This window comes from Sphingomonas sp. Leaf62, from assembly GCF_001421915.1.
In the GTDB taxonomy this organism is placed as follows: Bacteria; Pseudomonadota; Alphaproteobacteria; order Sphingomonadales; family Sphingomonadaceae; genus Sphingomonas.
Window position 1 is genome coordinate 24,607 of record NZ_LMLN01000027.1, and the last position, 12,380, is coordinate 36,986.

10 protein-coding genes and 1 other annotated feature are annotated in these 12,380 nt (G+C 62.9%); of the genes, 2 read left to right on the forward strand and 8 right to left on the reverse strand.

The window, feature by feature from the left end; genetic code table 11:
- Positions 1–422: 422 nt before the first annotated feature.
- Positions 423–1,289: a hypothetical protein gene (locus ASE91_RS11120; RefSeq protein ID WP_056626228.1), complete on the reverse strand. Its 867-nt coding sequence runs from the start codon at positions 1,287–1,289 to the stop codon at positions 423–425.
- A gap of 337 nt (positions 1,290–1,626) precedes the next feature.
- Entirely contained in the window at positions 1,627–2,373 is a 747-nt protein-coding gene (locus ASE91_RS11125) for a hypothetical protein (RefSeq protein ID WP_056626229.1), read from the reverse strand.
- A 194-nt stretch (positions 2,374–2,567) separates the two neighbouring features.
- Here ASE91_RS11125 and ASE91_RS20635 point away from each other — a divergent pair, with 194 nt between their 5' ends.
- Positions 2,568–2,729 (forward strand): hypothetical protein, encoded by a 162-nt coding sequence (locus ASE91_RS20635; RefSeq protein ID WP_235530446.1) that lies wholly within the window; start codon positions 2,568–2,570, stop codon positions 2,727–2,729.
- Positions 2,609–2,664 (forward strand) — a sequence feature (sul1 is cis-regulatory element that is thought to sense ions involved in sulfur or methionine metabolism; They are found in Alphaproteobacteria). Its footprint overlaps the gene before it by 56 nt.
- Positions 2,726–4,213: a SulP family inorganic anion transporter gene (locus ASE91_RS11135; protein WP_056626236.1), complete on the forward strand. Its 1,488-nt coding sequence runs from the start codon at positions 2,726–2,728 to the stop codon at positions 4,211–4,213. Before ASE91_RS20635 ends, ASE91_RS11135 begins: the two co-directional genes overlap by 4 nt.
- A gap of 44 nt (positions 4,214–4,257) precedes the next feature.
- Here the strand turns inward: ASE91_RS11135 and mqo are convergent, their stop codons facing one another.
- The 6 genes from mqo to ASE91_RS11160 all read right to left on the reverse strand — a co-directional run bounded on the left by mqo (position 4,258) and on the right by ASE91_RS11160 (position 12,368).
- On the reverse strand, positions 4,258–5,979 hold the full coding sequence (gene mqo, locus ASE91_RS11140; RefSeq protein WP_056626238.1) for a malate dehydrogenase (quinone): 1,722 nt from the start codon (positions 5,977–5,979) through the stop codon (positions 4,258–4,260).
- 264 nt (positions 5,980–6,243) lie between these two features.
- Positions 6,244–7,062, reverse strand: coding sequence for a helix-turn-helix domain-containing protein (locus tag ASE91_RS11145; RefSeq protein ID WP_235530447.1), 819 nt, complete (start codon positions 7,060–7,062; stop codon positions 6,244–6,246).
- 417 nt (positions 7,063–7,479) lie between these two features.
- The gene (locus ASE91_RS11150; RefSeq protein ID WP_056626242.1) at positions 7,480–8,412 is read right to left on the reverse strand and encodes a replication initiator protein A; all 933 of its coding nucleotides are present in this window, start codon (positions 8,410–8,412) and stop codon (positions 7,480–7,482) included.
- Positions 8,413–8,549: 137 nt separating this feature from the next.
- Entirely contained in the window at positions 8,550–8,906 is a 357-nt protein-coding gene (locus ASE91_RS11155; RefSeq protein ID WP_235530448.1) for a hypothetical protein, read from the reverse strand.
- Between the two features lie 37 nt (positions 8,907–8,943).
- On the reverse strand, positions 8,944–10,128 hold the full coding sequence (locus ASE91_RS19445; RefSeq protein WP_156357798.1) for a hypothetical protein: 1,185 nt from the start codon (positions 10,126–10,128) through the stop codon (positions 8,944–8,946).
- A gap of 50 nt (positions 10,129–10,178) precedes the next feature.
- The gene (locus ASE91_RS11160) at positions 10,179–12,368 is read right to left on the reverse strand and encodes a GumC family protein (protein ID WP_082453990.1); all 2,190 of its coding nucleotides are present in this window, start codon (positions 12,366–12,368) and stop codon (positions 10,179–10,181) included.
- Positions 12,369–12,380: the final 12 nt, after the last annotated feature.

Consider the following 12,380-nt stretch of genomic DNA (forward strand, 5'->3'; position numbering starts at 1 on the left):
GCTCCGCCCCGTTAGCACGATAGGCCGCTATCAGCTTTCGCGATTCGGTTGCCACGGCTTCCAGCGTCGTGTCATCGTAAGCAGGATGCGGAAAAGCACTGTAGACGCCTGTCGCTGCTAAGATGGCGATTGGTACCCCGACGCTTAGACATCCTTTCATTCGGGCTTTTCCGTCCGTTAACAATCGCCAACCGTGGTCATAGTGAAGTGCTCGCAGTGATCGCTGATGTCTGCAAGTGGGCGAAAGCGGTCATTTTGGCTTTCCCGAAAACGAAGGTTCAGAAAAACAGCCGGGCGGTCCGTGCCGATCAGACGTCTGGTCCGATGCGCTTTCCCATAACCTGTTCCCGAATGGGTTTCCCGAAATTGCCCGATGGACATGGAGAACAGGGACGCTCCGGCGCGCGGCCGGCGCGACCGGTTCACGCCGTGCCGGTTTCCGCCGATCGATAATGCCCCGCCATCAGATCGGACAGGATGCGGCGGACATGCTGTACCTTGACCACCGACGCGGCGTTCGTCCGGGGATCGTCCATAAACCGGGTGCCGAGCAGATAGCCGTCGGGCACGCGCCGCAACGCACCGGCCAGTCGCGCCGCCGTCGCGTGACGCCAGATGGTCGGGTACGGAAATCCGTCGATCTCCGCGACCGCCTGCAGCGATGCCGGGCGACGGATATCGTCGGGCGGGATGGTATGGGCGAAACCGTACCGGTGGCCGAGTTCGGGGTAGTGCGTGATCGCGGCGGCGTTCAGCACGCTGATCGCGCCGACGACATACAGCCCCATCGGGGTGACGAGCGGCGCTTCGCTCAATTCATACACGCTGAGATAGACGTCGAGCGCCGCCGCCAGCAGCGCGTCGTCGCCCGGCACCACGCCCGCGCGCGGAAAGGTCAGGCCGCCATGGACGAACCCGTCCAGCATCTGCCGCAGCAGCGCCAGCACGTCGTCGCGCATCGCGATCATCGCCGGCAGGTCGGCAAAGCCGTCCGGCAGCCGGAGGCCGTCCCCGTCCGCCTGGCACAGCCCCTGTCCGGCAAGCGCGATGCTCGCCCGGCGGATGCTCTCGCGCGGGCGGCGAAGCGATGCCGCCAGCGACGAGATGCTGCACCGTCCCCCCGGCGTCGAGCGCACCGCATTGCGCAGGAGCAGCACCAGCAGCGCGCCGCTGTCGAAATGACGCCCGGCGGCGCGCATCGCCGCCGATCCGGCATGGAGCTGGAAATGGTTGATCAGCCGCGTCGCCTGACGAACCGGAACGGGCGCGCCGACGTCAGGCGAGAACATGGGGATGATTCATCGGCACGGCACAGGGTTCGATCGAAGCCTCCGGCACCGGCGTGACATGCCGGTGCCGTGATGGTCGGCGTAGCGATGCCGCCACGGACGGGAAAGCGGCCCGCCGCGTAGCGGTCGCCCGCAGGTGATGACGGCGGTACGACATGGTCGAAAGCCGCTCCATAGCGGGATGACATCGGACCTGCCCGTTCGTGCCGAGTAGGGACCGGACGTGTCGGAGACCCGTATCGAAGCACCCGCCCCGAACCGCCCGTCGATACGCTGTTTTGACAAGCACGACAGCGACGCAGGACAAGCGGACAGGTCTGGCGTCATCACCCCCTGATTACGGCGTTTCGACGGTGTAGGTGTAATATACGACGCCGCCGATTTCGGTAATATCGGACAGGCTGACCGACGACGCATAGGAATCCGTCATGGTGATCGTGCCGATGATCTCGCCCTTGCCCGACGTGATATCGAAGACGGCGGTCTTTCCACCGTCCTGATAGCGCAGGCTATCGACGTTGCCGTCCTCGTTCGCATCGGCCAGCGCGTGGGTCGTGACGATCTTGCTGCCGTAATTGAAATCGGTGACGATATCGTCGCCGATCCGCAGGCCGAGCGCGTTGTCGATGAACAGGGCACCGCCCTTGGTGGTCATCACATCGTCCTGTACGGTGCCTTCCACGCCGTTCGCATGCTCTTTCAGGAACTGGTGCAGGGCGCCGGCAGCGGCATAGGCATGCTGGCCGCCGAATTCGCCGAGATAGCGCAGTTCCCCGATCGAATCCTCGCCATCGGTGATGCGCAGCTGATCGTTGCCGGCCTTGCGCGCATTGACCCGGTCGATATCGAGCAGGCCGTTCTTGCCGAAGCCGATGAACCCGTCGCCGTTTCCGTCGAAGATCTTCTTGCCGGTGATCAGGGTGTCGGTCTTGCCGAAGCCGATGATATTGTCATCGCCGACATCGCCATTGGCGACGACGAACGCGGTGCGCCGGGCCGTGCTGTAATGGGTATCGATGACGTTGTTCGCTTCGATATTGACGATCTCGTCGACGTTCAGCAACGCATAGGTCGTTTGTAACATGGAATATTTCCCCCCTGAACCGGATGCCGGCGGATCGCCGTCCGGCGGTCAGGGGGCCGGCCTAACCGGCATTATATTCGGTGGCATCCTGCTACCTGCCCAAAATGAGAAGCGGGCGGGATCGTCCCATGGCGGGACGATGGCCGGGCCGCGCCCGGTTTCGTTCGATCTGCCGGCGATCGGGCCGCGGCCCCTTGCCTGTCCGCCCCATCGCCCGCTATGGGCACGGCATTCGCAAGGACCCGGTGCAATTCCGGGTGGCTATTCCGGCCGCCGATCCGCCGGACAACATCGCACATGACCTGAAATCCTGCGCCCGATCGGGTGCCATGTGGCTTGATGTGGATTTTCCATGACCTTCGATTTTACCTCCTATCGCCGCCAATGGTTCGGCGGAGCGGCACAGATCCGCCGCGACCTGCTGGCCGGCATCGTCGTCGCGCTGGCGCTGATCCCCGAAGCGATCGGCTTTTCGATCATCGCCGGGGTCGATCCGCGCATCGGCCTCTATGCCTCGGTCGCGATCGCGATCACCATCGCCTGTATCGGCGGACGGCCGGGCATGGTCTCGGCGGCGACCGCGGCGGTCGCGGTGCTGGTCGGCCCCCTGGTCCGCGACCACGGCGTCGAATATCTCTTCGCCGCAACCATCCTGATGGGCCTGATCCAGATCGCCGCCGGGCTGCTGCGGCTCGACCGGGTGATGCAGTTCGTGTCGCGATCGGTCATCACCGGCTTCGTCAACGCGCTCGCCATCCTGATCTTCCTGGCGCAGCTGCCGCAGCTGACGGGCGTGACGTGGCACAGCTATGCGCTGATCGCGGGCGGCCTCGCCATCATCTACCTGCTGCCGCGGGTGACGCGGGCGGTGCCGTCGCCGCTGGTGGCGATTTTGGTGCTCAGCGTCATCAGCATCGCGCTGAACCTGCCGGTCAACACCGTCGGCGACATGGGGAAACTTCCGCAAGGGCTGCCGAGCTTCGCATGGCCGCAGGTGCCGCTGACGCTCGACACGCTGCGGATCATCCTGCCCACTGCGCTGACGATGGCGGCGGTCGGCCTGCTGGAATCGCTGCTGACCGCGCAGATCGTCGATGACATGACCGATAGCGACAGCGACAAGCGGCAGGAATGCGCGGGTCAGGGCGGTGCCAACATCGTCGCCGCCCTGTTCGGCGGCATGGGCGGCTGCGCGATGATCGGGCAGTCGGTCATCAACGTGACCTCGGGCGGACGCGGCCGGCTGTCGACCTTTACCGCCGGGGCTTTCCTTTTGTTTTTATTGGCGGTTCTGGGGCCATGGGTCGGACGCGTGCCGATGCCGGCGCTGGTCGCGGTGATGATCATGGTGTCGATCGGCACGTTCAGCTGGAACTCGCTGCGTAACCTTCGTCACCATCCACCAACCTCGTCGATCGTGATGCTGGTGACGGTCGCCGTCGTCGTCGCGACGCGCGACCTGTCACTGGGCGTGCTGGCCGGGGTGCTGCTGTCGGGCGTGTTCTTTGCCGGGAAAGTCCAGCGGATGTTCGCGGTTGCGCGGGTCGCGGGCGATGGCGGCGTTACCTACCGGGTTACGGGGCAGATCTTCTTCGCCTCGGTCGACCGCTTCCGCCGCGCCTTTGCGATCGAGGGCGCGGTGCCGGTGACGATCGACGTCACCGCGGCGCATTTCTGGGACATTTCCGGGGTCGACGCGCTCGACAAGATCGTCGCCCGCCTGCGCCAGAACGGTGCCGAGGTGGCGGTGATCGGCTATAACCGCGCCAGCGCCGATCTGGTCGATCGCTTCGCGCTACATGACAAGACCGGCGTCGAGCTGGGCGTCGTGCCGCATTGAGCGGGACGGCGCAGGGAGACGCGATCTCCCTACGCCGTCCGTCGTCACATCGCCTGCTGCTCGCGGTTCAGGCTGCGCGTGGGCGGGGTCGCGACCGGGGCCGGGGCGGCGGCGGCACCCGCACGAACACCCGCCGGCACCTCGACGAACGGCAACTTCAGCGTCTCGCTGGTCATCCGCCGAATCTGGTTGGTGAAGGCCGGATCGTCGTTGAGCGTGCGGCCATAGGACGGGATCATCGCCTCGATCTTCGGCGTCCAGATGCTCGCCAGACGCTGCGGGAACGCCTTTTTCAGCACCTCCAGCATGATCGCGGGCGAGGTCGAGGCACCGGGCGACGCGCCGAGCAACGCGGCGATCGTCCCCTGCTTGTCGGTCACGATTTCGGTCCCGAACTGCAGCACCGGGCCCTTTTTCGGGTCGCGCTTGATGACCTGCACCCGCTGTCCGGCGGTGATCAGCTTCCAGTCGCCCTGTTTGGCGTTCGGGAAATATTTGATCAACTCGGCCTGGCGATCCTTGTCGGTCAGCATCGCCTGTTTGACCAGATACTGGACCAGTTCGGCATTTTCCGCGCCGACCGCCATCATCGGCCCGACATTGTCCTTGTACACGCTGTTGAACAGGTCGCGCCACGATCCGTTCTTCAGGAACTTCGTGCTTTGCAGCGCGAACGGCCCGAACAGGATCACCGACTTGCCGTCCAGTTTGCGCGCGTCAAGATGCGGCACCGACATCGGCGGCGATCCGGCCTCGGCCTTGCCATAGACCTTCACGTCGTGGCGCGCGGTCAGCGCCGGGTTTTCGAACGCGAGGAACTGGCCGCCTACGGGGAAGCCGCCATAGTCCTTCGCCTCGGGAATACCCGACATCTGCAACAGCTTGAGCGACGCGCCGCCCGCGCCGATGAACACGAAGCGCGCGCGCACGGTGCGGTCCTTGTTCGTGGTCAGGTCGCGTACCGTCACGTTCCAGATACCGTCGGCCCCGCGGGTGAGGCCGCGAACCTCATGGCGCAGTTTCAGGTCGAAATTGGGATTTTTGGTCAGCGCGGTGGCGAGCTGACGGGTGATGACGCCCCAGTTCACGTCGGTGCCGATCGGCATATAGGTCGCGGCGACCTTCTGGTTCGGATCGCGGCCTTCCATCACCAGCGGTGCCCAGGCGCGGATCTTCGCCGGGTCCCGGGTATATTCCATGCCGTAGAACAACGGGTTCTTGACCAGTGCCGCCTGCCGCTTGCGCAGATAGTCGATATTGGCGTCGCCCCACACGAAGCTCATATGCGGGGTCGGGTTGATAAAGCCGTTCGGGGCACCCAGACGCCCGGTCTTCACCTCATGCGCCCAGAATTGCCGCGCGACCTCGAACTGTTCGGCGATCACCACCGCCTTGCTCGTATCGATGCTGCCATCGGGGTTTTCGGGGGTATAGTTCAGCTCGGCAAAGCCCGAATGGCCGGTGCCGGCATTATTCCACCCGTTCGAGCTTTCCTCGGCGACATTGTCGAGCCGTTCGAACAGCGCGACCCGCCAATTCGGCTCGAGTTCCTGCAGATAGGTGGCGAGCGTCACGCTCATCACCCCGCCGCCGATCACCACCATGTCGAGTGGACGGTCATTGTCGGGCGCGGGGCCGGCGGGCGAGGCCATCGGTCGGAACAGGAAGGCGATCGCGGCGAGCAGTAGCACGACGACGATGCCGAGCGCGATCTTGGTCTTGCGCCAGCGGGACCGGCGTGGCGCCGGTGCGGAGGGTGCTTGCATGGAATGGATCCGTTGGAAGATGAGCGCGCGGGAACGCCGTGTTCGGTTCGAACCGCGCCGGAAAATCCTCTTGTAGAACGCGTTATACGATCGATCGATGTGGGGCAAATCTGCCATTCCCGGGCAATAGTATGTAACATTGGGCCACTCACGGTTCCGCCTGCTCTCGTCGGAGAGCATCGCGCCGGCGGGAGCCGGTGCGTTCCGCACGATCGGCGTGGGAGGTGTGTGTATGGTTGGATGTCTTGGTGTTCGACATAGCCGTCAGGCTCGATGCCGGCGGCCGGCGAGGCCGACGACATTTGTGGTCCGTTCAAATGATTCAGAGAGTGGTTGCGGATCGAAATGAGACTCGCAGGCGGCACGATCGATCGCCGCCCCCAGCGATGCCAATACCCGGCCGAGCGCACCGCCGACGCTGACCTCGGCCAGTTCGCGACAGCTGAGCGTCGCGCGCATCGCCGCAAGCTCGGCTGCCGTCTGCGCCTGGTGCGCCACGGTGTCGTCGGAAAGCGGCGCGGGATGGAAACGGCGTGGCAGGAACCGCAGCAACGCCCCCGGCAGCAGCGCCCGATAAATATTCGACGTCTGGCGATAGCGTGGCCCCGCGCCGACGTTGCGACAGAAGCGCCGCTGACGAACGAGGAACCCCGCCGCCTCCAGCGCCGCCAGCGCCCGCGCCACCGTCGCCCGGCCGAGCGCGGTTGCCTTCGCCAGATGGTCATAGGTCGGGAACACCCGCCCCCCATTCAGCCGCGCCAGCGTGCAGATCTCCTCGAACACGCGCACCGCGCCGGCGGTCAGGCGGCACAGCACCGTCTCGGCCGCGGTCAGCATCCGCCCCTCGCTGCGCGCCGCGCGCCGCCGCGCCCGCCCGGCATCGAGCGCGGCGCGTGCCATGCGCAGCAGCCGGTCGGTCTCGCCCTTGGCGGGCACTGCGAAGAAATGGTCCTCGACCGTGCCCGCCTCGACGCTGCCGCGCCGGACGGGTGCGCCGGTGCGGTGCACGCCGCCGCTGCGTGGCCGTTTGCCATGTGCCGGATCGGCCATGCGCGCGATCGCCTGCGCCAGGATAAGCGCCATCATCGTCCCCCTTGTCCGGGGCCGCGACAAACAAGCAAAAAAGGGACGTGGCGCGAAACGCGCGTCCTTGAACCGACAAGCGATCGGAGGTATTGGAGAAGGCCTGTAGAGCCGGTTCGACGTTTGGCGACGTCGCTCCAAAACCTGGGACGCCCGGCCTTCGTGCCGGGCTTTCCTTTATGTGGTCACGGCCAATTCCCTTGCTGCCGGCCCTGCTGCCGGTTTCAAGCGACCTTTGCAGATCAAATCCAACATCGGAAGCGTTCCCGGTTCGTGCTTTCGAGTAGGAAAGCGACAATTACGTTCGTTTCGGCGCAAATCACCGCCGACGATTCGTGCTTTCGAATAGGAATATGGCGGTACGTTCGTGCTTTCGGGTAGCAAATACCCCGTCGCATTCGTGCTTTCGAATAGGAATTACGCGGCCGGAGCGTCCACCGATTCGCTCGCATCCGAATCACCCGCCTCATCGCTGCCGAGCGCGCGTGGCCGGCGGGTCAGTACCACCTGCACCGGGGTCGAGCGCCGTCCGCGCCGGGGGGCCTCGCCTTCGGGGGCTTCCTGTTCGATCAGCTCGAGGTGATAGTCGGGGATGCTGTCGGATGCTGCTATCTGCTTCAAAGCATTGCGGAAATTAGCGAGGGGGTTCTGATAGCCGATTTGCAGGCGGAAGGTCGCGAGGTCGGTTTCCAACCGGTCCTCACCGCTCGAGCGCGCCACTTCGTAGATGCGCCGCTCGATCGGCCCCAGCTGGAAATAGGCGGCGGCATAGTCGAGCACGTGCCGGTCGAGCAGGATCGCGCGGAACAGCCAGTCGCACAGGCGTACCTTGACCGCCTTCAGCCGCCGCTCGCCGCCCCGCGTGCGCGAATAGTGCAGCTTGGCTTCGGACAGCCACGAGAAGAAGCCCTCCTCGCCTTCGCCGCCCGCCTCGATATTGGTCTTGATCTGCGTACCCTGCAGTCGTTCCAGCGCCTCCGACAGTCGACCGTACGACCGCGCCGAGTGATTGGCCCCGGTCACCGTGAACAGATCATGCGCTGTAAAGACGAAATCCTGCGTGACCGTCTCGCCAATCTCAATTTTCGCTAGCATCAGGCTGGCGATATACAGCACGATTTCCTTGTCATAGATAGTCGCAACGCCACTGGCCGACGGGCGTACTTCGATCGATATCGCATTTGCTTGATAGGTCAGCGGCTTCATCCACGCATTCTTGGCGAGCGCGAAGAACGGAAACGCCATCAGCGACCGTTCTCCCCGGATTTCGGCGGTCAGCGGGCTGTCGAGCCGGAACAGATCGCCCTGTGGGCGGGCCGGCGTGCGCGGGGCAGGGGGCTTGCGGGTCATGGGGCTATTCTACTCGAAAGCACGAAGATGCGATGGGAAGCGGGACCTGCCCGTACACGCACGCCGGACAGAGCGGCGACTATTCGTGCTTTCGAGTAGGAAATAGTCGGACGGAGCACCATTCCGCCCACCTTGGATCACCGGCGTGGACGCCCGGCGGTACGCGCCTGATCGTCGGCGACCGCAAAGGGCGAGGTCGCATTGGCCTGCGGGTCGTAATAGCGATCGATGCGGTTGCGGATGCGCGACTGGACCCGGTTCTGTATCCGGCCGTTGATCCGCCCCATCGGCTCGATCCCGGCTTCGGCGGCAACTTCCTCGCGCGTCTGACGCTGTCCGGTCTGGCCGGCCGCTGATCGGGTGGTTTCGCCTTGGCGGGTTTGGGGAAGCGGCTGTTGAAGCGGCCCGGCTTGGTCTAACGTATCGTCCTGATAGCGATCTTGCGCCATGGCAGGCGCAGCTGTGAGCAGCAACAGGCACAAAATAACAGGCATCTTGCTACTCATAGCGTAATCCATGCGCCGCTCAATCTTAACGCCTTTTCGCGTATAGTTGCACTTCGTCAATCCGTCCGCTCACGCCCGGTAAAGCATCCGATGGTCGTGCGACGAGCTGCAATTTCTGTACTGGGCAATTTGTAGGGACAACAAAATGGCCGTTGAAGCGGCCGTTGTTCTGTGATGAATTTGGTACAGTAACCCGCCCCAATTCGCGCCCTTCGGCACAAGCAAGCACCCAATAAAGTAGCGCACTACCGCCTTGCTCAATCCCGCTACTCCGCCCGGTCAAGGTATAACCACCGGGTTGCAAAATTTGCGTTTGCTGCAAAAGTGGCCCACTTAAACTCGTCGGCACTGAGAAATCAAAAAATCCGTCTTGACCACTCTGTTGAATGGTTCCGATGATCCCGCCATCGGTTGCCGGCATCCAATCGAAAGGAGTGGGCGCGCCAGGGATAACAGCAAATTTCGGATTGCGGCTTTCTTCACGTTTTACACCTGGTGTAAACGTTGCGTAGAAGCGCCAAGCATCGTCGAAATAGCCTTCGCGAATCAAGCGTTCCGTTAATATCGAAGATGCGTCGACTGGTAACGGCACCCGCTTTAAACGCAATAGATATAACAAATCAGCAGCTGCTCGTGAATCAGGTGCGTTACTTACCGTCGTCATAATAAACTGTTCGCCCCAAGGGGGACGTCCAGCCAGCGTACGCGCTAATGCCACTCGAATATTTTCATCGCCTATTGCGTTGACCAGCACTGGAAAGAATAGATCCGGCGCGATCCGCGAGGTACGCAACGCGATATCGTAATTGCGCAGCGCCCCCGGAATGTCGCCTCGCGCCACCGCATCTTCATTCGCCCACAGTCTGGTACGCAAGTCACGCCGCGACAGCTTCTCCGAATAGGCGAAGATACGTCGTGCCGCTGCAGTATCGTCACGCACCTGCGCGTTGATACCCAGCGTCGCGACCGCCGCCACCGCGGTCGGGTCCTGACGCAGCGCGCGCTGCGCCAGTTCGTCGGCTCGTCCACGATCGGCAGGCGTGGCATTGGGGGCCGACAATTGCTCCGACAGCAACGCGGTGATCCGTCCGTCCCATGGCGCCAGTGCGTGCGCCTGTGCCGGCGCGCTGCCGCGCATCGTATAGGCCAGGGAATGCGCGACCGATACCGTGCCCAATCCCGCCGCTGCGATCGCCAGCGTGCCGCGCACCCCCCATTCGGTCGCCGACCATCGGGGACGGGCAACGCGTCGCTTTGCCATCAGCCCTTAGCCTCCGCGGCTTTGTCACGGCCATAGCCATAGCCATATTCATAGCCATAGCCGTAATGCGCCTTGCGCGCCTCGAACTTGGTCAGCACACCGCCGAAAATATGGGCATTGGCTGAGGCAAGCCGAGCCAGCGCGGTCTTGACCAGGGTCGATCGGATACCATGCGATTCCACCGCATAGACCACACCCTCAACTCGGCTCGCGATCAGCGGCGCATCGGCCAGCCCCATCACCGGCGGGCTGTCGATCACGATGTGGTCGAAATGCTCGTGCAGCCGTTCGATCAGTAGCGACAACCGGTTGCCGGTCAGCAGTTCGGCAGCATTAGGCGGAATCGGCCCGGCCGACATCGCGGTGAAGCCCAGGTCGCTCATGTCGAAGGTCAGCGGCGCAATATCGTCCTGCCCGGCTAGGAAGTTGCTGAGGCCATGATCGTGGCTCACTCCGCCTAGATGATGGACGGAGGGCGAGCGCATGTCGCCATCGACCAGAATTACCCGCTTACCACTGCGCGACAGCATCGTCGCGAGCGCAAGGGCGGTTGTGGACTTGCCCTCGGCCGGGCGAGTCGAAGTGACCGACAGCGACCGCGGCACACCATGTTCGGTGGTGAAGGCAAGGTTGGTCTGAATCGCAAGATAGGCGTCGACCAGATCGGACTTGCGGTCGAGCAGCGCATCCTTGGGCGTGACGCCATCGACCTTCGGCACCGACCCCAGCAGCGGCAGGCCGAGACGCCGCTCAACCTCACTCGGATCGGCGATCGCCTCGTCCATCTGTTCGAGTGCAAGTGCCAGCCCAGCCCCGATGCCGAAACCGGCAAGTAGAGCAATGGCGAGGTTGACAAGCAAGCGCGGTGACGACGGCTTCTGCGGCACATCGGCCTGATCGACGACAGACACGTTGTTGACACCGACGCCCCCCGCTACGCCGATTTCCTTGAAGCGCTGCAACAGACCTTCGTACAGGGCGCGGTTGGTATCCACCTCCTGCTGGTAGATATTGTACTGAATAGAGCGGCGACGCAGATCGAGATAGCTGCCCTTGAGCTGCTCGACCCGTGCTTGTAGCGCCCGCTCGCGCTCGACCGCACCGCGATAATCGGTTTCAAGCGAACCCGACACGCGGCGCTCCTCGTTGGCAATACTGCGATCGAGCTGGTCGATCTGCGACTTGAGCGCCCGTGCGGCAGGATATTCCGGTTCGAACTGGATCAGCAGCTTCTGATATTCGGCGGCATATTCTGCACGGCGCTGGCGCAACGTGTTGATCGCCTGGTTGCGAAGCGCTTCCGATGACGCACCGGCACGACCACCCTCTCGGTACCGCGCCTCGGCGGCAATGCGTTCGGCCGTCGCTTGGCTCAGCACGGTGTTGAGCGAGGCAAGATCGTCGGCAACGATTGAACGTTCCGCTGTAGACCCATCAGCATTCGACTGCGCAGGTAGGTTAATGATGCGTTCCCGCGAGGCATAGCCGACCAGTTGGCGCTGACTTTCATCAAGTCGCTCCTTTTGCTGGGCCAGTTGTTGCTGAAGCAGGTTACGACCATAGGACGTCGCCTGTACCTTACGCTCCAAGTTCGTCTGAATGAAGGCCTCTGACCAAGCATTAGCAACCTTCGCCGAGAATTCGGCATCTGGGCTGGTAAAACGAATATCAACGAGACGAGACAATCGAGTCGGTTCGACACTAAGGTGACGACGGAGAATTTCGCCTGCTATACGCTGCCGATCGGCGCGTCCATTCGATGGATAGCGCCCGTTAACAATTTGAAACGGTGGGTCATCGCGCGATACGGCAAATAGCTCGTAGAATTTTTGATCATCGATCAGTCGCAACTGAGTTGCAACTCGCTCAGAAATAGAACGCGATTGCAACAATCCATATTGCGTCTGATAAAACTCCTGATCGGCCAGACTAGCTTCACGCTCGACACCCTGAATATTGGTAACTTGGCTAGATTCGCGCGATATTTCGATCGTAGCGACCGCAGTATATTGCGGGGTCATCAACAAGGTTACGATCAGCCCGAGCAACACACACGCAGCCATCGTGCCCAGAATGACATACCGCCATCGAAGCGCGATACGTAAATACTGGCGTACTATGGGTACGTCGCCCAAAATTGGTTTGGTCAACGGTGTAATTGCGTCCTGTTGCGGACGGGAAGCGGTCATGTTCATGTGGTA